22 protein-coding genes and 1 tRNA gene are annotated in these 22,781 nt (G+C 25.2%); 17 read left to right on the top strand and 6 right to left on the bottom strand.

Going from position 1 to position 22,781, the window contains the following annotated elements; genetic code table 11:
• Nucleotides 1-2 precede the first annotated feature (2 nt).
• Nucleotides 3-143, bottom strand: a complete 141-nt coding sequence (locus MBCUR_RS10200) for a hypothetical protein (RefSeq protein ID WP_157077475.1) — start codon at nucleotides 141-143, stop codon at nucleotides 3-5.
• A gap of 74 nt (nucleotides 144-217) precedes the next feature.
• Nucleotides 218-1,552 carry a signal recognition particle protein Srp54 gene (locus tag MBCUR_RS00725; protein ID WP_067088977.1) on the bottom strand — a complete coding sequence of 445 codons (1,335 nt, stop codon included), beginning with the start codon at nucleotides 1,550-1,552 and terminating at the stop codon, nucleotides 218-220.
• A gap of 375 nt (nucleotides 1,553-1,927) precedes the next feature.
• Between MBCUR_RS00725 and hpt the strand changes: the two genes are divergently transcribed.
• From hpt to MBCUR_RS00705, 4 genes are all read left to right on the top strand, one after another.
• Entirely contained in the window at nucleotides 1,928-2,494 is a 567-nt protein-coding gene (gene hpt, locus MBCUR_RS00720; protein WP_067088975.1) for a hypoxanthine/guanine phosphoribosyltransferase, read from the top strand.
• Nucleotides 2,495-2,587: 93 nt separating this feature from the next.
• Nucleotides 2,588-3,598, top strand: coding sequence for a diphthamide biosynthesis enzyme Dph2 (dph2, locus tag MBCUR_RS00715; RefSeq protein ID WP_067088972.1), 1,011 nt, complete (start codon nucleotides 2,588-2,590; stop codon nucleotides 3,596-3,598).
• Nucleotides 3,599-3,831: 233 nt separating this feature from the next.
• Nucleotides 3,832-3,907 (top strand) — tRNA-Arg (locus tag MBCUR_RS00710).
• A 365-nt stretch (nucleotides 3,908-4,272) separates the two neighbouring features.
• Complete coding sequence (locus MBCUR_RS00705) at nucleotides 4,273-5,469, top strand: AAA family ATPase (protein WP_067088969.1); 1,197 nt, start codon at nucleotides 4,273-4,275, stop codon at nucleotides 5,467-5,469.
• A gap of 477 nt (nucleotides 5,470-5,946) precedes the next feature.
• On the opposite strand, the gene MBCUR_RS00695 is transcribed toward MBCUR_RS00705, so the two are convergent.
• A complete protein-coding gene (locus MBCUR_RS00695; RefSeq protein WP_067088966.1) occupies nucleotides 5,947-6,402 on the bottom strand; it encodes a MarR family winged helix-turn-helix transcriptional regulator in 456 nt (151 codons plus the stop codon).
• A 277-nt stretch (nucleotides 6,403-6,679) separates the two neighbouring features.
• On the opposite strand from MBCUR_RS00695, the gene MBCUR_RS10895 reads away from it, so the two are divergent.
• Complete coding sequence (locus MBCUR_RS10895; protein ID WP_281190500.1) at nucleotides 6,680-6,814, top strand: hypothetical protein; 135 nt, start codon at nucleotides 6,680-6,682, stop codon at nucleotides 6,812-6,814.
• Nucleotides 6,815-6,822: 8 nt separating this feature from the next.
• Nucleotides 6,823-7,245, top strand: coding sequence for an HVO_A0114 family putative DNA-binding protein (locus MBCUR_RS00690; protein WP_067088963.1), 423 nt, complete (start codon nucleotides 6,823-6,825; stop codon nucleotides 7,243-7,245).
• Nucleotides 7,246-7,387: 142 nt separating this feature from the next.
• On the opposite strand, the gene MBCUR_RS00685 is transcribed toward MBCUR_RS00690, so the two are convergent.
• Nucleotides 7,388-9,241, bottom strand: a complete 1,854-nt coding sequence (locus MBCUR_RS00685) for a helicase C-terminal domain-containing protein (RefSeq protein ID WP_067088961.1) — start codon at nucleotides 9,239-9,241, stop codon at nucleotides 7,388-7,390.
• 491 nt (nucleotides 9,242-9,732) lie between these two features.
• Between MBCUR_RS00685 and MBCUR_RS00680 the strand changes: the two genes are divergently transcribed.
• The 11 genes from MBCUR_RS00680 to coaBC all read left to right on the top strand — a co-directional run bounded on the left by MBCUR_RS00680 (nucleotide 9,733) and on the right by coaBC (nucleotide 19,623).
• Nucleotides 9,733-10,254, top strand: coding sequence for a 6-carboxytetrahydropterin synthase (locus MBCUR_RS00680; protein ID WP_067088958.1), 522 nt, complete (start codon nucleotides 9,733-9,735; stop codon nucleotides 10,252-10,254).
• Nucleotides 10,255-10,408: 154 nt separating this feature from the next.
• A complete protein-coding gene (locus MBCUR_RS00675; protein WP_245637263.1) occupies nucleotides 10,409-11,257 on the top strand; it encodes a 7-carboxy-7-deazaguanine synthase QueE in 849 nt (282 codons plus the stop codon).
• Between the two features lie 205 nt (nucleotides 11,258-11,462).
• Complete coding sequence (locus MBCUR_RS00670; protein WP_067088956.1) at nucleotides 11,463-12,404, top strand: CBS domain-containing protein; 942 nt, start codon at nucleotides 11,463-11,465, stop codon at nucleotides 12,402-12,404.
• Nucleotides 12,405-12,558: 154 nt separating this feature from the next.
• On the top strand, nucleotides 12,559-13,380 hold the full coding sequence (locus MBCUR_RS00665) for a CBS domain-containing protein (protein WP_067088953.1): 822 nt from the start codon (nucleotides 12,559-12,561) through the stop codon (nucleotides 13,378-13,380).
• A 510-nt stretch (nucleotides 13,381-13,890) separates the two neighbouring features.
• Nucleotides 13,891-14,541 carry a cobalt transporter CbiM gene (cbiM, locus tag MBCUR_RS00660; RefSeq protein ID WP_067088951.1) on the top strand — a complete coding sequence of 217 codons (651 nt, stop codon included), beginning with the start codon at nucleotides 13,891-13,893 and terminating at the stop codon, nucleotides 14,539-14,541.
• Nucleotides 14,542-14,826, top strand: a complete 285-nt coding sequence (locus tag MBCUR_RS00655; protein WP_067088948.1) for a PDGLE domain-containing protein — start codon at nucleotides 14,542-14,544, stop codon at nucleotides 14,824-14,826.
• A gap of 38 nt (nucleotides 14,827-14,864) precedes the next feature.
• A complete protein-coding gene (gene cbiQ, locus MBCUR_RS00650) occupies nucleotides 14,865-15,695 on the top strand; it encodes a cobalt ECF transporter T component CbiQ (RefSeq protein ID WP_067088945.1) in 831 nt (276 codons plus the stop codon).
• A gap of 286 nt (nucleotides 15,696-15,981) precedes the next feature.
• The gene (pheA, locus tag MBCUR_RS00645; RefSeq protein WP_067088943.1) at nucleotides 15,982-16,806 is read left to right on the top strand and encodes a prephenate dehydratase; all 825 of its coding nucleotides are present in this window, start codon (nucleotides 15,982-15,984) and stop codon (nucleotides 16,804-16,806) included.
• Between the two features lie 225 nt (nucleotides 16,807-17,031).
• Nucleotides 17,032-17,685, top strand: coding sequence for a hypothetical protein (locus tag MBCUR_RS00640; protein ID WP_067088940.1), 654 nt, complete (start codon nucleotides 17,032-17,034; stop codon nucleotides 17,683-17,685).
• Between the two features lie 110 nt (nucleotides 17,686-17,795).
• Nucleotides 17,796-18,326: a hypothetical protein gene (locus MBCUR_RS00635; protein WP_084269380.1), complete on the top strand. Its 531-nt coding sequence runs from the start codon at nucleotides 17,796-17,798 to the stop codon at nucleotides 18,324-18,326.
• Between the two features lie 133 nt (nucleotides 18,327-18,459).
• On the top strand, nucleotides 18,460-19,623 hold the full coding sequence (gene coaBC / locus MBCUR_RS00630; RefSeq protein ID WP_067088937.1) for a bifunctional phosphopantothenoylcysteine decarboxylase/phosphopantothenate--cysteine ligase CoaBC: 1,164 nt from the start codon (nucleotides 18,460-18,462) through the stop codon (nucleotides 19,621-19,623).
• A gap of 770 nt (nucleotides 19,624-20,393) precedes the next feature.
• On the opposite strand, the gene MBCUR_RS00625 is transcribed toward coaBC, so the two are convergent.
• Nucleotides 20,394-21,107, bottom strand: coding sequence for a fibrillarin-like rRNA/tRNA 2'-O-methyltransferase (locus tag MBCUR_RS00625; RefSeq protein WP_067088935.1), 714 nt, complete (start codon nucleotides 21,105-21,107; stop codon nucleotides 20,394-20,396).
• 146 nt (nucleotides 21,108-21,253) lie between these two features.
• Nucleotides 21,254-22,651, bottom strand: coding sequence for an NOP5/NOP56 family protein (locus MBCUR_RS00620; protein WP_067088932.1), 1,398 nt, complete (start codon nucleotides 22,649-22,651; stop codon nucleotides 21,254-21,256).
• Nucleotides 22,652-22,781: the final 130 nt, after the last annotated feature.

Below are 22,781 nucleotides of genomic sequence, written 5' to 3'. Positions count from 1 at the left end.
CTTTATTTTCTCCAACAAGAGGATGTAAATCTTTGTGGACAATGTCTATCAAATAAATGGTCATTATCACTCTGTGGGCAATCATGATTTACATCAAATACACATGTACTGTTAATATACTCTTCTGCGATTATCATTTTCATTAAAACATCCATTATTTATACCTTGCCTTATTTTATTATTGTTGCTTATTAGTTATTATTTAGCCATGTTTCCTTTATTTCATAAACTGTCCCATTAATCTTCCCATTTGACCTCCACCTAAACCACGTTTCCCTAACCCTTTCATAGCTTTTTTAGTGCCTTTATAATATTTTAACAGGTCTTTAACTTCTTCTGGCTTTCTTCCAGAGCCTTTAGCAATTCTGTGAATTCTTGAATGTTTAATAATTTTAGGATTTAGCTTTTCTTCTTCTTTCATAGAGCTTATAATGATTTTATATTGGTTTATTTTATCTTCAGTCATTTTACTAGCTTCTTTTGGAAGTTTTCCACCTAATCCTGGAATCATATTCATTATTTGTTTCATTGGACCCATTTTACCCATCATCTGGAACTGGTTTTCCATATCTTTTATAGTAAACTTTCCACTCATCATATGTTTCATTGTTTCTTCAGCAACATCTTCATCAACAGCTTCTTCAGCTTTTTCAATAAGAGTTTGAATATCTCCCATACCAAGAAGTCTTGAAATGAATCGTGAGGGGTCAAAAACTTCAAAATTATCTATTTTTTCACCAGTTCCAATAAATTTTATTGGAGCGCCTATTTCAGCCACTGTAGATAATGCTCCACCTCCTTTTGCAGAACCATCTAATTTTGTGACAATTATTGAACCTACATCAGTGGTTTTTGCAAATGCTTTTGCTTGATCATGGGCCTGTTGACCTATTGTTCCATCAATTACAAGAATGGCTTCATTTGGGTTTACTACAGAAGATAATTCTTTCATTTCATCAAATAAATCTTGTTCATCTTTATGTCTTCCAGCTGTATCAAATATAATTATTTTTTGATTTTTAAACTTTTCTAAGCCTTTTTTAGCTAAATCTACTGCATCTTTATTTTCAGGATCACCATAAAGAGATATGTGAAGCTCTTCAGTTAACTGTTTTAATTGTTCATAAGCTGCTGGTCTCCAAGTGTCTGTTGATACAATAGCTGGATTAAACCCTTTTTTTTGTAAATATCTTGCAAGTTTGCCAATTGTGGTTGTTTTACCACTACCTTGTAATCCTAAAAACATTATTTTATATGGTTTACCTGTTATTTCTAATGGATGGGCTTCTTTTCCAACTAAATTTACCATTTCTTCATAAACAATTGTTATAACATGTTTACTTGCTGTAACACCTTTATCTGGTTTTTCATTTAATGCTCTATCTTCTATTTTTTTTGATAATTCAAAAACAAGCTTGATGTTTACATCACCTTGAATTAAAGCTCTTTGAATATCTTTAACTATTTCTTTAACAGCTTTTTTATCTATAACAGCCATTCCAGCCATTTTTTTCATGGCATCGGTTAGACTTCTTCCTAAATTACCTAACATTTTTTCACTTGTCTCTGTTTTCTATTGATTCATTGTGAATATTTAATTATTAAAAATATTCTTATAAACTTTTAGTAAAAATTTAGTAAAAGTTTAAAAAAAACTTTAAAAAGAAATTATTTAAGTAAATATAATAGTATAAATTTTTATATTTGATATAATATAAATTATTATTGATTTAATTTTATATTATATTTATTTTTTTTATTTTATTTTATTATATTATCATTCATTATTTTATTAATTATAATAAATTGTTTCATTAATTATAATTAATTTATATTTTTTTTATTTTCTAATTAATTTTATTTGATTTTTATCCTATGATTTTAAAATTTAAATTATTTTGTTTATTGAATATATAAGGTTTTTTTTATGTTTGAAAAGATTAAAGAATCATTAGAGTCTTCTCCAGTTGTAAAAAAAGGAGAATATGATTATTTTGTTAATCCTATAACTGATGGGATCCCTTTAATGTATCCTGATGTATTGGAAGAAATTGTTGCATTTATAAAAGAAAAAGTAAATTTAAATAATGTAGATAAAATTGTTTGTGTAGAAGCAATGGGAATCCATTTATCAACTGCATTATCATTAGATACACGTATTCCCTTTGTTGTAATTAGAAAAAGAAAATATGGGCTTCCTGGGGAAATAGCTGTTTTCCAAGAAACTGGATACAGTAAACAAAACTTATACATCAATTATTTAAATCCTGGAGACAAAGTAATTGTTGTTGATGATGTAGTAAGTACTGGAGGAACACTTACAGCTGTTGTTAATGCTTTAAAATCTATGGACATTGAAGTAGAAGTCATTGTAGCCATTGTTGAAAAATATGATGGAAAAGAAATAGTTGAAAATGAGACAAATATTAAAGTTTTAACTTTAGCTAAATTAGACATTATTAATGGAAAGCCAATTGTAGAAATTCTAGATTAACTTTACTTGTTTATTTGGGATTAATTATACTGATTTATTTAGAATTTTAATTTATCCTACAAACCAAACAAACTAAATATTATTTTTGAAAAAATGTCGCTTTATGATATGGAATTAGATAAAGTCCTGAAAAAAATAGATAATTTAAATGCTAAAACTGTTGGACTTCAGTTTCCAGAAGGATTGAAGACACATGCTATATCAATAGCTAAATACATTGAAAAAGAAGCAAATGTTGATGTTATAATATCTGGTGATCCTTGTTTTGGAGCGTGTGATTTAGTGGATAGGAAAATGGATGGAATGGTTGACTTAATAGTTCATTATGGGCACACGGCTCTTCCATTGAAGACTATTGTTCCAACAATCTTTGTTGAAGCATATTCAAAAATAAACATGACAAGTTCTTTATTAAACTCCTTAGAATACTTAAAAAACTACTCTAAAATTGCTTTAGCAACAACAACTCAACATTTAAATTTATTAAATGAGTTTAAAGACTTTTTTGAAGACAATGGAAAAGAAATAATCCTTGGTTCTTCTTCTAAAAATACAAGAAAAGGTCAGGTTTTAGGCTGTAATTTTTCAGCCATTAAAGATTTAAATGCTGAAGTTTGTGTTTTTATTGGAAGTGGAAATTTCCATCCATTAGGGATTCATCTATTTACAAAATCTCCAGTAATTGTTGTTAATCCATATACAAGTGATATTTACGATATTTCTGAGTTTGCAGATAGAATTTTAAGAATACGATTTGCAAGAATAGCTAAATCTCAAGAAATAAAAAAATGGGGCATTTTAATTTCTTCTAAAGAAGGTCAGTATAGGCTAAAATTAGCAAAAGAAATTAAAAAAACATTAAAAGATGAGGGCATGGAAGCTACTTTGATTTTTTTAGAAAATATTACTCCTGATAATTTACTGGCTTATATGGATTTAGAAGGATTTGTTGTTACAGCATGTCCTAGGATAGCGATTGATGATTCTCAAATGTATGATAAACCGTTAATTACTCCTCAAGAGCTTGATATTGTTTTAAATAAGCGTAAATGGGAAGATTATCAGTTAGATGAAATCCTTTTCCATGAAAGATATGAAGAATAAATGTTTTTATTGTTTATAAATTTTTTATTATTATTTATTATTTATTATTTTTATTATCTTTATAAATTTTTTATTTTTTTAAATTCTTATATTTTTTTAGTTTTTTATTTAAGAAAAATTTTCAGGAATAATTAAGTATTTAACTTAATAAATTAAATTTATTTATTGTATTAATAAATATAACTTTTTCATAAATAAATTTTTTCTAAATTCTTTATTTTTTATATTTCTATGGGCCTGTGGTCTAGTCTGGAATATGATGCGGGACTTCGGATCCCGAGATCGGGGGTTCAAATCCCCTCAGGTCCGCTATTTTTATTCAAGTCAATTTTAATGTGGACATTTTTTGAAGATGCTGGTAAAACATGGATTTCACGATTATTTTGCTTTTAGAATATTTATGACCTTAATTGCAGATGTGAATTTTTAGTGAAAAAATTCCTAACTAAATCCTAACCTCAAATGTTGAATGTGAATTTTTAGTGAAAAAATTCCTAACTAAATCCTAACCTCAAATGTTGAATGTGAATTTTTAGTGAAAAAATTCCTAACTAAATCCTAATATTAGATAATTATAAAAAAGGCTCCAATGAATATATAATAATAAAGTTATTAATATGATGAGTAATTCTTAATTAGAACACCATAATCAATAAAATATTTTTAGTGGTAAAATGGAAGAAGTCCCTTTAAGAGAAACTCCTTTTCAACCAGGACATCCAGTAAGTCCTGAAAACTTTAAAGGAAGAATGGATATTATAGAAAATATTAGTCGATATATGACTAATGTAATCAGTGGAAATGCACAACACTTTTTTATAACTGGAAAAAGAGGAATGGGAAAAACATCCTTAGCAACATATGTAAAAAACCTAGTTCAAAAAAAATTTAAGATGGTGGGAGTTCATGTTGTAAATGATAGTGTGCATGATATCGAATCTTTAATAGAACAAATCATAGAAAGGTTGTTGAATGAAATTGAATCCGAATCATGGTCTGAAAAAATATTTGATAAACTAAGAGATAATATTAAAAGTGCTGGAGCATTTGGAGCTAATATAGAATTAAGACCTAATAGTGATGAATTTATTAAATCTGTTAAAGATAACTTCCCTCAATTTTTAAAAGAATTAACAAAAGATTTTGATGATAAAAAAGGAATATTTATTATTATAGATGACATAAATGGCTTGACAAAAGGTCCAGAATTTGCGACATGGTATAAAAGTTTCTCTGATACACTTGATACAGATTTCAGAGGCGATAGCCCTATTGCAATAATGTTAGCAGGATACCCAGATAAATTACAAACATTATATAACCATAACCCTTCATTTAACAGAATATTTAGGTCATATGAAGTAGGACCTTTAACAAGATCAGAAGTTTCATCTTTTTTTGAAGATACATTCAAAAAAGTCAATATTAAAGTTGAAAGTGAAGCTTTAAATGAAATGATAGATTTTTCTGCAGGAATACCTACAATGATGCAAGAAATTGGGTATGGAGTATTTTGGGAAGATGTCGATGGCACTATAGATAAAAAAGATGCACTTCATGGGATTTTTGAGGCAGGTATTCAAATAGGTAAGAAATTTGTTAAGCCTGAAATTGATTCATCAATTTACAGTACAAAATATAGATCCATACTTCTTAAAATGGGAGAACACACTATTATCTCATTTAAAAAAAGTGATTTTGAAAAATATCTTAATGAAGAAGAAAAAAGAGTTTTTTCTGATTTTTTAAAAAAAGCAAAGAAGTTGAAAATATTAGAACAAGATATTCCAAGAAGTGGGATATATAAATTCCCTAATATGCTATACCCAATATATTTAGCTATATTGTCCATTAGAAATGAAAAATTGTAAATAAAATCAGAACATCTTTTATTTATCCATTAAACTTATAATGTATTGAAAATATCTTGTAAAGTTGAATTAAAGCGGATCTGAGTGGATTTGAACCACTGTCATATGGATCCAAAGTCCGTCATTATATTCCAGGCTAGATCACAGGTTTTTATGAAAATAAATGGCACTCTAGGAAAATAATAATTCAACCAGATAGCCTACACTATTTTAATCAATATTGTTTAAATGTTTTTTTGTTTGGAGAATGCACATATCCTTGTTTTAAATGTAAATTTTATTTAAGTACAATATTGCATTTACATATTTAAGTCCTAATAATAATTTAATAGCTTGAAATTTAATGTTATTAGCATATTATATGAATTTATGTAATATTTAAATATTACTATTTGAAATAATGGTAATACACAAAAAAGTTTTAACTCAAATTGTTGATATCTAGGTGTCATCTAAGTTGTTTTGTTTTTTAATTGTTCAATGTAAATTATCAATTAATTTATTTAATGATTTTTTTAGATTTTTAAGTTCTTCTTTTTTGAAAATATTGTTTATATCATTTAATATTTTAAAATATACTTCTTCACTTTCTTCATATATTTTTCTACCATTTTCTGTGAGATAGATTAAATACTCTCTCTTATCTTTTTCTGATTTTTCTCTTGAAACTAAATTTTTGCCCTCTAAGTAGTTTAAAGTTCTGGTTACAGCAGCTTCATTTTTAATTGATATTTCAGCTATTTTTTTCTGATTTACTCCTTCATTTCTATAAATTTTACTTAAAATGCTCCATTGTTCCCATAATAGCTCATATTGACTTAATTCTTTTTGCATTTTTCTTCTTAATAAGACATTTACTTTTGGAAATAGCCATAAAATTTCAGATTCATCTTTAATCGATTTTTTATTTATATTTTTATCTTTTCTACTCATATTTTTGCCTCTTTTATCTTAATTCTATTAATTTATTTAAAATAATCATGTTTTATTAAATAATAATATTAAAAATGAATTTTCTCAATTAGTTTACATATAAATTATTTATATGAATATATTTTATATATAAATTATTTATGTATATATAATTTATCTATCAATAATAATTTTTTGTGTTTATTTTTTTATTTTCCACATAATATATGGATAAAAAACATCAATTATATAAATAAATTTGTATATAATAATATATTACATGAATAGAAAAGAGCAGATGAAAATAAAATTATGTGATAAAGATATTTATAAAGTGGAGTTTGGAAGTAATTGGATTAATGAAGTCCATAATATAGTATTGAATCATATTGAATTAAATGAAGGTTTAAATGTTGATAATTTAATAAAGTAGTTGAAATTATGAGAATAACTTTAATAAAAGAACAAACAGCTGAAGAACTTATAGGAGAAATGGAAAATACTTATGGGTCTCTTGAAAAACTAGAAAAAAAAGCGAAAATAACTAATAATAGGCTATTTTATTCTGATTTAGAAGCTTGGAAATATTACCTAAAGCATTTAGATGAATCAATAAAAGAAACACATACTGTAGTAACCAATAAAATAGCTTTATCTGAATTTGATATAAACATACTAAACACCATAAAAACTAAAAATCCTGAATCTATAAGTGAACTCTCAAGATTATTAGATAAAAACACATGTACAGTTCTAGCAAAAGTAAAAAAATTAAGTGAAAATGGATTTATTGAACTTAAAGATGGTAAAAAAAACCGTAAAATCCCAATAGTAAGCTTTGACGAAATAACAATAGCTATTTAAATAAAAAAGCACAAAGTGAAAAATTTTTAAAATAAGCTTTTAAAGTAAATTTTTAAAGTAAGTCTTTAAAGTAAATTTTTTAATTGAATTATTTCTTATTTAATTTGCTTCTTTCTTTTTTTATCCTTTTTTTAGTTTTTTTTTAGTCGTCTTGGATGATGGCTTCTTTAAAGAATTCAGGAAGTAATGATTTATACATTGGACTTTTAAAAAGAATATTTATGTCTTCATCAATTATGTATGTGTAACATTCATCATCTTCTGCTCTCATTCCTCTTCCATAAGCTTGCATCAGTGTCATTACTGTTTTATATGCATACCATCGCTGATCTCTTTTTCTTCTTTGATTTATCTGCTTATCTCCAAGATAAGGGAAAGGAACCTTGTAAATTATTTGAAATCTACATTTATCATATGGTAAATCAACACCTTCACTCATTGAAGGGCTAACAAGTACAAGTGGGTCTTCACTTTTTTCAAAAAAGTTTAAAATTCTTTCTCTGTTTTCACTGTTGTGTGAAATTATTCTTGTGTTATGTAAATGGTTTGTAATGTAGTGTTGACAGTTGTAACTATTAGAATGAATTAAACCTTTGTCATTTTCGTGTTTTTTTAGGATTTTATTTAAAATAGGAATGGTTTTGGGAGCAGTTTGATTTATTCTATTTTTACTCATTTTTCCAGCAAATTTCAATTCAATTGGACGTTGATGGGCTTTAAATGGACTATCTACTTTCATATGAAAAACATCTCTTGGATTTAATCCAAGCCATTTAGAAAATAGCTTGTGAGATAAGATTGTAGCACTTAAAAATATTGTTATTTCACCATGATTAAATAAATAATTTTTTGCATATTGATTTATTTTAAGTGGTTTAAATGAAACACCAACTTCATTTCCATCTATAACCCAATTTTTAGGCTCTTTTTCAAGGTTTTCACATAGTTGTTTTAGCCTTAAAGTTGTAGATCTTATTCTATCTGCCTTATTAATAGATAATTTACTTAAATCAATTTCTCTATATGCTTCATAGATTCCTTCTATTTCTAATTTCCAATCGGATATTTCACCATCTTTAACAGTTCTTCTACTTATTGTTCTTCTGATATCTTTTTCTAGTCGTTTATTGTAAAGATTTAACTCTAAAATCCTCATTAGCTTATTTTCAATGTTATGGGCTTCATCTAAAATCAATAACTTTCGTTTTGGAAAATGCTTTACATAGTTTAACTCTAAAATCCCATAGTCGTAGTTCATTAAACTAATGGGAGAGTTAATAGAATCTGCTTTTTGCTGCCAATAGGAACAATGATTTTCACTATTGAAAAATAAAGCCCCATAAGACGTTTCAAATGCTTCATTTGCACCTAATGGAGGATTTTTACTTACTCCAAATGGACAAAAGAATTTTTTTGAATTAGGACTTGTTTTACAGTTTCCAATATCACATGTAGACTCTAAATCATCATTCAAACAAGAAAAATTGGATCTGCCTTTAACTAATGGAAAATTAAATTCCTCTGCATATTGTGATTGTAATTGTTTAGTCATTGTAAGAATATATGAGGATTCATAGAGCCTGGCTAATGTAGCAGCTATTACAGATTTTCCTGTTCCAGTTCCAGCTTCTAAAATAATGTATTTAAACCCTTTTTCAATGGCTTCTACAATTTCAGATAAGATTTCAAGTTGACCAACTCGTGGATGCTTAAATGGAAATTTTTCAATGATTTCACTTGGAATTTCAGGATAATTAGATTTTATTTTATTTATTTCGATGGTATTAAGTGAATTTTTTTCTATTGAATAAACAAAGCTATTTTCATCAATTTTATCATATTGTGTGTTGTAATTTTCTTTTTTTGGATAAGAAAAGTCTAAAGTATTTTGTGTGTCATAATTATTAAATGTTTTTTCTTTCTTTGATTTGTTGTTACTACAAACACAATTATTTTTTAACATTCCACAGTTAGGGCAAAAAAGTGAATTTGACATTAGAGATAATTTTTTTTTTAATATATAAATATCTTTAGTAAGAGCATTTGAAAAATAATAAATTTTTTATTTTATCAATATATATTTATTTAATTTATTTATTTTATTAAATTCTTTATTTTATTAGTGTTCTTTATTTTATTAGCATTCTTTATTTCATTAATATTTTTTACTTTATTAAATATTTTTTTAATTTTTCACATGATGATTACGGATTTGTTTGTAAATCTTCTACTTTTTTAAAAAGTTTTCATTTTTTACTAAGGATTTTATATTTTTTGAATAAATTAGAAAGATTTAATAAATAGAAAAAATAAAATAAAATTATAGTATTTTTAGAAAAAATTTGTTTTTGATATTTAAGAATATCCTTTATAAATATTAAGAATATCATAATCTTTTAATGAATTTTTAATTAATTAATAATATTAAAAATTTTTAGTTTTTTAATTTTTTTTTAAAATATAAATTTAAACTTTTAGGTATAAAATATGAAAATTGTTGTAAATGGAATGTCAGCAAATTTACGTTTCTCTTCTGCACATATAATTCCTGGACATAACTTTTGTGGTTTTATTCATGGACATTCATATTTTGTGGATATTGAAATAGAAGGAGATAGATTTGGTGACTTTAATTTTGTTGTTGATTTTAAAGACATTAAAAATTCAGCAAGAAATGTCTGTAAATCTTTAGATCACCGTTTGTTGATCCCTATATTTAATAAATACACTGAATTTAAAGGTTTAAAACCTGAAGATATTTCTATCGAGGTTTTCAATAATATTGAAAATCTTAAATTCTCTGTAAAGGGAAAAAAATATGCAATTCCAAAAAGCGATGCAATTCTTCTTCCTTTAGATGATAGTTCGGCAGAATCTTTAGCTGAGTATTTTAATGAAATAATTTTTAAAGATTTAAAAAATAAGGGGTATAATAACATTAATTCAATTTCAGTAGGTGTAAATGAGGGAATAGGTCAAGGAGCTATTTTTACAAAGAAAATCAATTAAATTAACAAATAAATAGCTGATTTATTTTTCATTAATTTATTTTATTTAAATGCATTTTTTTTAATTTTTTTAATTTATATTTAAATTATCTAACTAATTATCTAACTAATTATCTAACTAATTATTTATTAAATGTATTTTAAAAATTTTTAAAGTGGTTTTTATTAAAGCTCCTGTTGTTGAAATTTTTTCTAGCTTTCAAGGTGAAGGTCTTTTTGTAGGTCGTAGAGAAATATTCATCCGTTTAGGTGGATGTAATTTGGATTGTTTGTATTGTGACACACCTACAAGTCAGTCAGTAGAAAATTTAGATTTATTATCTGTTAAAGAAGTTTTAAATGAGATTAATAAATTAAAAACACCAGATTTACATTCAATATCAATTACTGGTGGTGAACCTACTCTTCACATAGATTTTATAAATGAATTAATTGATAAAATTGATTTTCCAATTTTATTAGAAACTAATGGTTCTATTCCTAATGCTATAGAAAAATTAAATTATAAAAATGGAAATTTGATAGTTTCTATTGATATAAAGCTCCCTGAATTTTTTATTGCTAAGAAAAATATTCATGATACTCAAATTTATAAAAAAGAAATTGAGTCAATGAAAATTTTGATGAAAAATAATATATCCTTTTATTTTAAAATTGTTATTTCCCCAGAAACGAATTATGATAATTTTGAAAAGGTATTAAAAGAAGTAAATAATGAATTTAAAATAAATAATGAATTTAGATTAAATAATAAAGATATGGTTAATAATAAAAATGAATTAATTAAAAATGATTTGATTTATAATAATAGTAATAATAATAATAATAATAATAATAATAATAATAATAATAATAACAACCTTTCTATTGTTATTCAACCACAAAGTCCAATGAACATATGGAAAAATAACACAGAAAGGTTTTTTAAGTTTTCTAAAATAGCTGGAAAATATATGAATGTTTATTTAATTCCACAAATTCATAAATTTTTAGAAATTGAGTAAATATTCTTTGAATAAATTATTTTTTGAATTATAATTTTTTAATTTACATTTATGGCTTAAAGTTTTTTTTTGCTTTAAATTTTATAATATTGCTTTAAATTTTCATGAAATTATAATTAAATTTTATAATATTATTATTAAATTTTATAAAATATTAGATTAAATTTTATTAAAAATTAGATTAAGTTAAAAAAGAGGTGTTTAAATGAAAGATAAAACCGCCATAAACTTAAGAAAATCTAGAAATAGAGGTTCTGTTGAGCATGAAAGTCGAGTTTCAGAGCATGATGGAGATATCATGACATTAGCAACTAAAGATGTCATTACAATCCCTCCAACTACAAGTATTAAAGAAACTTCTGAAATAATGGCTAAACATAAATTTAGAAGACTACCTATTACCGATCCAGGTTCTGGAAGATTATTAGGTATTGTGACTTCTATGGATATTTTAAATTTTTTAGGTGGAGGAGATAAATTTAATCTAATGGAAGAAAAATATCATGATAACTTTTTAAGAGCTATTAATGAAAGTGTTAAAGAAATAATGACAAAAGATGTTTTTTCTTTAACACATAAAGATTCAATTTCCACAGCCATTAAAATAATGCTTGAGAAAGATGTTGGTGCACTTCCAATAATTGGTGAAAACCAAAAAATTCTTGGTATTGTAACTGAAAGGGATTTTGCTCTGGCTTTACGAGGAGTTTTAACTGATGAGCTTGTTAAAGACTTTATGGTTGAAGAAGTTATTACAACAACTCCTGGAACTCCAATTGAAGGTGCAACTAAAATAATGTTTAGAAATAACCTAAGAAGAATTCCAATTATTGGAAAAGAAGATCTTCCACATCTAAAAGACGGAAAATTAGTTGGAATACTAACTGCTAATGACATTTTAAGATATTTTTCTGAAAAAGATTTATTTACACATATCAAATCTAACAGTGCTTTAGAGGTTTTAAATACTTTTGTTTCTGAAGTAATGAAAAAAGAAGTAGTTACCATTGAGCCATTAACAAGAATTGGTGACTTATGTAATATATTAAAAAATAAAAACACTGGAGGAGTTCCTGTTGTTAAAGATAATGTTCTTTATGGGATAATTACAGAAAGAGATGTTTTAAGAGCAATTAATATTAATTAATTTATTTTTTATATTTTTTCAATTTAATATTTTTTATACATTATCAATGTTTTTTATATTTTTTTTAAAACTTTTTATATTTCTTAATTTTTTTATATTTTTTTAAAATTTTTTATATTTTTTTAAGTTATTATATTCTAATGTTGGTGAAAAAATGCAGGTTAAAAATATAATGTCTGAAGGAATCATTTCCATTGATAAAGATCAAAATATTTGTGATGGCTTAAAATTAATGGAAAAAAAGAAAGTATCTAGGCTACCTGTTATAAATACAAATCAAAACAAGGAAAAAGAGCTTGTAGGAATAGCTACTGAAAAAGACATAGCCATTAAACTCGGTTCTTCTAAGTATGGAAATATGGCACCTTCTCATTTTCACATGTCCACTCTAATGATTAAAGATGTTATAACTGTTGATGAGGATATGTCTGTTCCTGAAGTAGCTGAAATTCTTGTTAAAAATAATATTGGCGGAGTTCCTGTCTATAGTGATGGAAATATAAAAGGTTTAGTTTCTAAATCTGATTTTATTGATACTTGCAGAGGTAGGGCTTATGAAAGAGTATTAGTAAAAGATATAATGACTACAGACTTGATTTTTGTTTCTCCAGAAGATAGATTAATTCATGCAAGAAGATTAATAATTGATTCTGGTGTTGGAAGACTCTTAGTTAGTGAAGATAATGCTCTAGTAGGCATTTTAACATCAAAAGATATTGCAAATGCTTATGTTAATTTTAGGAAAAAAGTCTCTGAAAATCACATGAAAACACAGGTAAAAAATATTTTTGTTGGAGATATAATGACTAGAAATGTTTCAAAAGTTTCAACCGAAGACAACATAACCACTGTTGCTGATGAAATGCTAAAAACAGGCTTTGATGGCTTTCCAGTTGTAGATTTAGATGATAATATTGTAGGTATTATTACAAAATCTGATCTATTGAATTTGATTATTAAATTGGAAAGTGAATAACTTATTTTTTTCTTTTTTTTACTCTTTTTTATTCTTTTTTCTTCTTTTTTTACTCTTTTTTCTTTATTTTTCATTTTATTTACTGTTTTTTCTTCATTTTTTTCTTTTTTTCTCCATTTATTTACTGTTTTTTCAGCATATTTCTTCTATTTTTACTATACTCTCCTCTGTTTTTTTTAGTTTTTTTTACATTTTTGTATTACTTTTTTTAGAAAAAAATAGTTTTTGTAATACAAAGAAAACCTTTATATAAATTAAAATAATAATTTATATTTATCAATCTTTATATTTTAAAAAGAATGCTTTTTAGATTGTTTTTAGAAATTTCAACTTTAATAATACAAAAAAAGTAATACTTTTTTTTAATTTTTTGGACAAAAAGTATTACTTTTTTATTTTAGCTTTTATCTTAGTTTTTATTTTAGCTTTTATCTTAGTTTTTATTTTAGTTTTTATTTTTATTTTCTTTATTTGCTTAAATTTAATTTTTTATTCTATGGAGTGATGAAAATGCATATACCTGATGGATTTATACCTTATTGGCAATGTGCCATTTATTATGTAATTTTGATTATAGCACTATATTTTGCATCAAGATGGGCAAGAAATAATCTTGATGAAAAACGTATTCCTTTAATGGCAGTCTTAGCTGCAGGAATTTTTGCTATAATGTCTATGAATTTGCCTATTCCTTTTGGTACTAGTGGGCATATGGTTGGAGGAACATTAGTTGCTATAGTATTCTTAGCCCCAGAGGCAGCTATTTTAGTATTCACAGTTGTGCTTCTTATTCAAGCATTGCTTTTTGGAGATGGAGGAATCACAGCTCTTGGAGCTAATGTTTTAAACATGGCTATTATCGGTGGTGGAGTAGGTTTACTCACATTTAAAGGACTTAAGAATTTTATTGGAAAATATCCTGCAATAGGAATAGGGGCATGGCTTGCTACATTTATTTCTGCTGAATTCTGTGCTATTGAAATGATAATTGCTGGCAAATTTCCTTTAATAATTGGACTTACTTCAATGGGAATTTTACATGCATTTATTGGAATTATTGAAGCAGTTTTGACTGTTATAGTAATATATGTCCTTGAAAAATACAGACCAGACTTATTAGCTTGGAATAGAAAAAGAAAAAGTAATGAATTGGTGATTTAAATGGAAAAGGGAAATAAATACTTAATTATCATGGGAATAGTTTTATGTATTGTAATAGCTTGTTTATCTCCATTTTTAGCATCTGCTGATCCTGATGGATTAGAAAAATCTGCAGAAGATTCAGCACTTAGTGAAGATGCTGCAGTTTCTGTTGTAGAGTCACCTTTTCCAGATTACACACTTGGAGATTCTAAGTTGGGAGAAATAGTTGCTTTAATCATTGGAATTGTGATTACAATTACCCTTGGTTTTGGGGTGGCATATATAGTCAAAAAACACGATTAAAGTTTTAAGATAGTATCAAATACTTTTATGTTGATTTTATGAATATTAATGAAGCACTGGATTTAGATGCATTATCATCACAAAATTCAATAGTCCATAATTTAGAAGGAAGAATAAAGTTAATAGCTGTTTTAGTAATTATTGTCTTTACTGTTTACTCAAATCAGCTATTAGTTCCAGTTGTTATGGAAATATTTCTATTGATAATGATATTTTTGGCTAATTTATCCTTTATAAATTCTTTTAAAAGAATAGCTCTCCTACTACCATTTGGAGGGTTTATAATTCTTTTTCAGCCATTTATTCATCCTGGAGCTATTATTTGGCAAAGTTCCGTATCTTGGTTACACATTACTGATTTAGGCTTAAATTGGGCAATACTTCTAGCTGCTAGGTTAATTGTCTCATTAACAGCCATAGTTCTTCTTTCCTCTACAAGCCCTGTTCAAGAAATTGTTCAATCCTTTAGAAAATTAGGAATGCCAAAAGATTTAGCAATGATTTTAAGTATAATGGTTAGATTTTTATTTGTTTTTATTGATGAACTTTCAGCTATTCGAACAGCACAAAAATCTAGAAATTTTAATATTCATAGTAAATTAACTCCGTATAAATGGAGAATAAAACAAGTAGGTTACACAATAGGAATGATGTTTTTAAAGGCATTTGAAAAAGGTGAAAATGTATATTTTAGTATGATTAGCAGATGTTTTTCGGATAATTCCCAGTTATATTCCTCAAAAAAAAATATTAACCTTTCAGATTATAGCTATTTAGCATTAATTATTATTTTAATGGCTATTTTGCAAGTAACAGTAATGTTTTTTAATCAGGATTTAGGTTATTTAGGAATTGTTTTATATAGTTGATTATGGATTCTTAATTTTTTATCTTTTTTTCACTTTTATTTTTATCTTTTTTTTTTACTTTTATCTTTTTTCTATTTTTTTATTTTTCTACTTCTTTGCCTTTTTCTATTCTTTTATTTTTTTATAAAAATTTAAAACTCAACTTTTTAACATTTTTTCTAAATTCCTAATAAATTTTCAAAGAATATATAAAATATTAAGAATATATAAAATATTAAAAATAATATAATTTTATTATAATAAACAATTTTATTTATCTATAGATTTTATCTCTGGAGGTAGTATAATTTATTCTAAAATAGTTTTTTTAGGACCTAATGGGACTTTTACCCATGAAGTAGCATCATCACTTAGTGATGACTTATTTTTTCAGTGCTCAATACCATCTGTTCTTAAATGTGTTGAAGAAAACCATGCAGAAGTTGCAATAGTTCCTATTGAGAATTCTATTGAAGGATCTGTGGGATTAACCTTAGATTTATTGGTTGATAGTGATTTAATAATAGAAAAAGAGTTTGTTGTTCCTATTTCTCAAAATTTAATGGCTAAGAAAGGAGTTTCTTTAGAAAATATTAAAAATGTTTTCTCACACTCTCAAGCAATTTCCCAATGCCAAAAATATATAGAAAAACATAAATTGAAGACTCATTTTACATTAAGTACTGCAGTAGCAGCTAAATCAATAAAAAATATTAATGATAGTGGTGCTATAGGAAGCAAAAAAGCTGCAGAGATTTATGGCTTAGAAATTCTTGATGAAAACATTCAAGATACAGATAACAATCAAACAAGATTTGTTGCATTAGGAAAAAAGAAGACAAAACCCACAGGTAATGACAAAACTTCGATTTTATTTACTTTACATGATAACAATCCAGGAAGACTATATGAAACTTTAGAAATATTTGCTAAAAATAAAATTAACCTCTCTAAAATTGTATCTCGTCCATTAAAAGAAGGTCTAGGTACTTATATATTTTTTGTGGATTTTGAAGGCCATAGTGATGATAAAAAAATTAAAGCAATTTTGGAAAAAATAGAAGAGAAAGTCTATTTATTGAAAGTTTTAGGATCTTATCCAATAGCAGAAATAGGAAATATTAATAAGTAAAGTTGATATATAGTATTAATATATTTTCTTAATTAAATGCATTATATTTATAAAATATTTTTATTTTAAATGATAATAAGTAGTTATATGATAATACAATTATGATATATGTATTAGTGTAATATGTATTAAACATTAATAATTTTAGAATAATGACCATAAACCTAATTATGCTTTAATTTTTTCATTTTGCTTAATTATTGATAAGGGGACGATTTTATTAGAATGGATAAACAAAAACTTATAAAAATCTTAAATGATTTAGAAAAAGATTATAAAAAAGGATATATTTCACCAAAGAAGTATGATTTTCTTAAAAATGAATATCTTAAAGAATTAGATACAATTAATGCTACTGAGAGGGTTCAAACTTTAAGAGGTCTGGAAAAAACTCCTCCACCAAACCCTCAAATTATTAAAGCAAAAAAAGAGAAAGAGTTAAAAGAAAAGAAATTTATTTCTGATAAATATATTGTTAAACCTAAGAAAGATAATAGTAACCTATTTACTAATAAATACGCATTTTTAGCAATTTGTTTTTTAGCTGTTGCATTTATTGGAGGCATTGGATTTGGTCTTTTTAACTTTGACTTTGATTCCTTATACTCTACTAGCAATATTATTTATGTAAATGAAACAGCTTTTCCAGATGTAAGTAAGAATATTAATACTACTAAAAACCCTAACAAATCTAACTCAAGTTCTTCTTCCAATAGTTCCTCTGGTAGTAAGGACAACTCTCTTAAACCTGACTCTAACAGTGGTGGAGGTTCATCTGGTGGGTCTAGTGGTGGAGGCTCTTCTGGTGGGTCTAGTAGTGGTTCTTCTAGTGGTGGAGGCTCTTCTGGTGGGTCTAGTGGTGGTTCTTCTAAAAATTAGAACATTCTCGATTTTTTTTATAATAAAATTTTTCTTTAAAGTATTCTTTAAAATGTTATTTATTCTTTAAAATGTTATTTATTTTTAAAATTTTATTTACTGGTGATTATTTGAAAAAATATTTTTTAATGGCTATTTTGATTATTTCTGTTATTTTAGTTTCTGGATGTGTTACGGACAAAAGTTCTGATGAAGCTCCACAAACTCTTACAAAGAAAGGAATTAAAATAATAATTCCTAACAATTGGGTAGAAGCTAAATCTTATGCAAATGATACAATTATAGCTGTTGTAGATCCTAATTATGTTGATATGGACTCAAATCTTGATCAAGTTAGCGTTGTAATTCAGAAAAAAGCTTATAAGTCTTCTTTAGATTCAATTTTTAGAGATACATATAGAAAAATGTTTTTAAATTCTTCGTATCAACTGGTTAATGAGGGAAACACGACTGTTGGAGAATTTAGTGCTTTAGAATGTACATACATAGTTACAGAAAAAGAATTAATTAAAGAACATAGAGCTATTTGGTTTAAAAAAGGAGATTATGTTTATGTCGTGCTATGTACTGCTCCAGAATCTGAATTTTCTATGCAAGAAAAATATTTTAATTATATTTCAGAACATATTCAATTTTTATAGTTTATTTCCACTTTAAAGATTAATAATCATGGTTCAATTTTTTATTTTTAATATTTTTATTTTTAATATTTTTTTTAATTAGTTATTTGTTTATTTTTTTTATTAAATTTTATTTATTTATCAAATGGTTAATATGAAAGTTATTTTGTGTGTTACAGGAAGTATTGCAGCTGTAGAAACTATTAAATTAACTCGTCAATTTAAGAGACTAGGAATAGAAATTAAGGCTTTTCTAAGTGATGAAGGAGCCGAAATTATTCACCCTAATGCTTTAGAATTTGCTACAGGTGAAGAAGTTGTTAGAAAGCTGACAGGTAAGATTGAACATGTAAAATATGCTCAAGCAGACCTTATTCTTGTAGCTCCAGCTACAGCTAATGTTATAAGTAAATTTTCTAATAAAATAGCTGATAATCCAATAACAACTCTTCTTATAACAGGCTTTGGACACAATACTCCAATTTTATTTGTTCCTTCAATGCATGATTCAATGTATAAAGCCATTGGAGAAAATATTGAAAAGCTTAAAAAAGAAGGTGTCTACTTTTTAAACCCTAAAAATGAAGAAGGAAAAGCTAAATTTCCAGATAAAGAAGAAGTTATACTAGAATCTCTTAGAATAGCTAATTTATCTAATGGTAATGCAGACTTAAAGGATAAAAATATTTTAATATCTCTTGGAGGTACATATGAAGCTATTGATCCTATTAGGGGAATTATTAACAAATCTTCAGGGAAAATGGGCTTAGAAGTAGCTAAAGAAGCTTATATCCGTGGAGGAAATGTTACTTTGCTTGCTGGGAATGTTTCTGTAGACATTTTAAATATTTTCAATACAGTTTATATTCAATCAAGCTTTGAAATGGATAATGAGACTTTAAAGCTTGTTAAAGATATGGATATTTTTATTTCAGCAGCTGCAATTTCTGATTTTTCTCCAATTAAGAAAGAGGAGTTTAAAATTTCTTCTTCAATAGATCTATCCCTAGAGTTTAAGACAACGGAAAAAATTATTAGGAAAATTAAAAAAATAGCCCCAAATGTATTTTTAGTAGGCTTTAAAGCAGAATATAATATTTCTGAGGAAAATATTGTTTCAATTTCTAAGAAGCAGTTGATTAATGCAGGAGCAGACTTAATTGTTGCAAATGACTTAAATATTGAAGGTTCTGGTTTTGGGTCTGATAAAAATGAGGTTATTTTTGTTAATGAAGATGTAGAAAAAATATCTCTAAGATCTAAAGCTGAAATATCTAAATTACTTTTTGATAGAATAGTTGATATTAATTATCTCTAAGCATCTTTAATTATCTCTAATTTTTTATTATTTTGAGTTTTTAAATAAATTTATTTTTTTATAAATTTTATTTTTTTATCTAATTGATACATCAATTATATTATTATTAAATTTTTATTTGCTTAGTTTTTTCTATTAATTTTTTTGATCTGTTATAAACTATTAAATTTTAAAAATAAACTTGTAATATTAATGAAAATTAAATAGTTATTTTAAAAATAGAATTCTATAGATTTTAATAAGTTATAGCTTTGAAAAGTAATACTTTTTTTATAAAATAGGCGATTTTTCTATAAGTCAGTTATTAAGTTTATTTGGAAATTTTGTTTTTAAAAAAAGAAAAAATATTGCTAAAATAAGTATAAACTTCGTGTTTCACAAAATAAGACAAATCCTCATAGTCTTTTGGAGTGAAGTGGTTATGTAGGAGTGTAAAAAACTCTATGAGGAGTCTAAGCAAAGTTTATTAAATTTATATTAGCATATACACATATTGTCTTCATCACATATAAAACTTTCTTAAGTAATACTTTTTTAGAATTTTTGGATATTTTTAGATATTTTTTATTTTTATTTTTAGGGATTATATACTTAATTAATCAGAAATAAGTCTTTAATTCTAATCATAGATTCTGTATATATTCTTATTTAATGAATCTAAATACAATGAATTATTTTTTAAGATAATACGATAATAAATAATTTAATATATAATTAGCTATAATTAACTATAGCATGAAAATTTTATTATTTAAAAATTTAGTTATTTATTAAAAGTTTTTTTCAACAACAAAGCAGAGATGATCTTTTTCATATGGTTCAAGTTTAACCTTTTCTATTACTTTAAATCCTTTTGATTTTAATTCTTTTTCAACCTCTTTAAATATTTTTTGAGGTTTTAAAGAAACATCAATACTTTTGGCTTTTAACATTAAAATAGCTTTAAAATTTTCTTTTAAGAATAAATTTACATTATCCATGAATAATTTAGCTTGATTTGGCTGTGCTACATCGCAGTAAACTAAATCAACTTCTTCAAGAAGATTTAAATATCTCTTAGGTTTTGTAGCATTTCCTAAAATTGGGGCAATGTTTTTCCTAATCTTTGATAATCGAACTAATTTTCTCATAACAGTTGGAGAGAATTCTACAGCATAAATTAAGCCATTTTTAGCAATATCTGATATATGTGAAACAGTTGTACCTGTTGAAGCACCTAAATACAAAATTTTAGAATTTTCATTTATTTCTACACTTTTTAATCCATTTAAGAGTGCAGCCGCCAACTTAGATCTTTTTGGATTCCAGACTCTATATTCAATTTTTTTTTCTAAATCTTCAATATTTTCATTCTTAAAATCTTTGTCTCTAATGTCTTTATCTTTAAAATTTTTATTTAGAATAATTAACTTTTCACCATAGACTTTCTTTCCAACAATAAGATTTTCAGTTGCTATTTGCTGACTATCATTATAAATATTCATTTTTTCATTCCTAAGTTTTTATTTTTATTTGTTATTACATTTTTTAAAGTTTTAAGTCTTAAGCTTTAAGTCTTAAGTTTTAAATTTTAAGATTTAAAATTTTAAGGCTTTAACTTTTAAGACTTTAGATTTTTTTTAAAAAATTTTTAATAATCAAGGTCTTTTAAAAGTTTTTTCCCTTTAACTTTGTTTCTTTTTTTCTTTTTGAAGTTTATTGTTGGTGAATCAAAGGACTTAGTTTTAATATATTTATAGTTGTTGGAGTCCTTGCTTGATTCATCCTTTGTATTTTTTCTATTTCCTGATTTATTCTTTAATTTTCTTTTTTCTAACTGTTTTTTTGTTGGAGGAAAAGGATTTTTATTTGCAATATCTTCAATCTTTTTTAAAAAATTTTCACGATTTGCTGGATCAAAAACTCCACTGAAAACATCTTTTCTAACGGCTAAACTTATTTTTAATGCTAATGTTCTAGATATTTTTCCTCTTAACCACCATTTTGCTCCACGAATTTCTGGATGTTGATATATTAAACCATGTTTCGGTGGATCTTCGCCAGTTTTTAAATGTCTAAACAATGCTTTTTCTGCACCTAAAATTTGAATAGTTCCAGATGGGAATAGTGCTAACCTTTTTACACTTCCAACATGAGCTATTAATTTTGCTCCAAGTGTTGATCCAACCAAATCTTTTAAATTTGGAGCGATTTTATCCATTTTAATATCAATATAATCATCAATATCTTTTCTTGATTTTTGAAGTGATTTAATAGAATTAGCAAACCTTTTAACTATTTCAATGTCTTCTTTTTCTAAATCTGCTCCATTGCTAATATGAACATCTAAGTTAAATTCTTTTAGATTATTTTTTATAATTTCTTCTCTATCTTCATAATCAGCTATTAACTTAATATAACTGTTGTTGTTCTGTATAATTTCAACTTCAGGGAAGTATATTGAATACCATTCTCTAATTCTTTCAACTAACTTACTAACTGATTCATCTATTTCATCAAGAGAATTTATACTTTGAATAAGTAATTTATCTTCTTCTTGAAAGGATTCTTTCATTTCTAATGAAGCTATTTTTACATATATTTCTGATATAAGTTTTTTTATAGAATTTTCTGTTTTATTTAAATTCTTATTTAAGCTCTTATTTAAGTTTTTATTTAAAGTTTTATTTAAATTTTCATTTTCTTTGCTTATTGCATCTAAATCTTTTTTTAAAATTTCATTTAAAATGTCTTCTAAATTGGATCTTAAATGTTTTCCACCAATGTTTTCAGAGGATAATTGGAGTTTATTAAAATTTTTTAAATTACTATAATTTGAAAGTTTTCTATTGGATTCTAAATTGATTCTACCATATTTTTCATCTACACTTTCAATTATTTTTATCTCTTCATCAAGTATTTTTCCTTCTCTCATTGATGTAATTTTTAGGGGAATTTCATCAAATTTGAAATTTTCATATTCAATAATGTTTAATTTTTCATCAAATGAAATAAACCCAAAAACAGAATTTGTAATAAAAGTTTCCATATTATTTAATTATACAACATTAATTATAAATCTTACATTTTACATATATTATATATCAATAAAATTAATAAAATTTATTTTATTAAATCAATAAGTATTATCTCAATAAAAATTTAATATTAAGTATATT

Origin of the sequence: Methanobrevibacter curvatus (genome assembly GCF_001639295.1) — an archaeon.
Taxonomy (GTDB): domain Archaea; phylum Methanobacteriota; class Methanobacteria; order Methanobacteriales; family Methanobacteriaceae; genus Methanoflexus; species Methanoflexus curvatus.
This window is presented reverse-complemented; position numbering and strand designations above follow the sequence as displayed.

Excerpts from the sequence above, each read along its gene's own strand:
- MBCUR_RS10200 (WP_157077475.1), bottom strand. The coding sequence starts at position 143 with ATGAAAATGATAATCGCAGAAGAGTATATTAACAGTACATGTGTATTT.
- MBCUR_RS00725 (WP_067088977.1), bottom strand. The coding sequence starts at position 1,552 with ATGTTAGGTAATTTAGGAAGAAGTCTAACCGATGCCATGAAAAAAATG.
- hpt (WP_067088975.1), top strand. The coding sequence starts at position 1,928 with ATGTTTGAAAAGATTAAAGAATCATTAGAGTCTTCTCCAGTTGTAAAA.
- dph2 (WP_067088972.1), top strand. The coding sequence starts at position 2,588 with ATGTCGCTTTATGATATGGAATTAGATAAAGTCCTGAAAAAAATAGAT.
- MBCUR_RS00705 (WP_067088969.1), top strand. The coding sequence starts at position 4,273 with ATGGAAGAAGTCCCTTTAAGAGAAACTCCTTTTCAACCAGGACATCCA.
- MBCUR_RS00695 (WP_067088966.1), bottom strand. The coding sequence starts at position 6,402 with ATGAGTAGAAAAGATAAAAATATAAATAAAAAATCGATTAAAGATGAA.
- MBCUR_RS10895 (WP_281190500.1), top strand. The coding sequence starts at position 6,680 with ATGAAAATAAAATTATGTGATAAAGATATTTATAAAGTGGAGTTTGGA.
- MBCUR_RS00690 (WP_067088963.1), top strand. The coding sequence starts at position 6,823 with ATGAGAATAACTTTAATAAAAGAACAAACAGCTGAAGAACTTATAGGA.
- MBCUR_RS00685 (WP_067088961.1), bottom strand. The coding sequence starts at position 9,241 with ATGTCAAATTCACTTTTTTGCCCTAACTGTGGAATGTTAAAAAATAAT.
- MBCUR_RS00680 (WP_067088958.1), top strand. The coding sequence starts at position 9,733 with ATGAAAATTGTTGTAAATGGAATGTCAGCAAATTTACGTTTCTCTTCT.
- MBCUR_RS00670 (WP_067088956.1), top strand. The coding sequence starts at position 11,463 with ATGAAAGATAAAACCGCCATAAACTTAAGAAAATCTAGAAATAGAGGT.
- MBCUR_RS00665 (WP_067088953.1), top strand. The coding sequence starts at position 12,559 with ATGCAGGTTAAAAATATAATGTCTGAAGGAATCATTTCCATTGATAAA.
- cbiM (WP_067088951.1), top strand. The coding sequence starts at position 13,891 with ATGCATATACCTGATGGATTTATACCTTATTGGCAATGTGCCATTTAT.
- MBCUR_RS00655 (WP_067088948.1), top strand. The coding sequence starts at position 14,542 with ATGGAAAAGGGAAATAAATACTTAATTATCATGGGAATAGTTTTATGT.
- cbiQ (WP_067088945.1), top strand. The coding sequence starts at position 14,865 with ATGAATATTAATGAAGCACTGGATTTAGATGCATTATCATCACAAAAT.
- MBCUR_RS00640 (WP_067088940.1), top strand. The coding sequence starts at position 17,032 with ATGGATAAACAAAAACTTATAAAAATCTTAAATGATTTAGAAAAAGAT.
- coaBC (WP_067088937.1), top strand. The coding sequence starts at position 18,460 with ATGAAAGTTATTTTGTGTGTTACAGGAAGTATTGCAGCTGTAGAAACT.
- MBCUR_RS00625 (WP_067088935.1), bottom strand. The coding sequence starts at position 21,107 with ATGAATATTTATAATGATAGTCAGCAAATAGCAACTGAAAATCTTATT.
- MBCUR_RS00620 (WP_067088932.1), bottom strand. The coding sequence starts at position 22,651 with ATGGAAACTTTTATTACAAATTCTGTTTTTGGGTTTATTTCATTTGAT.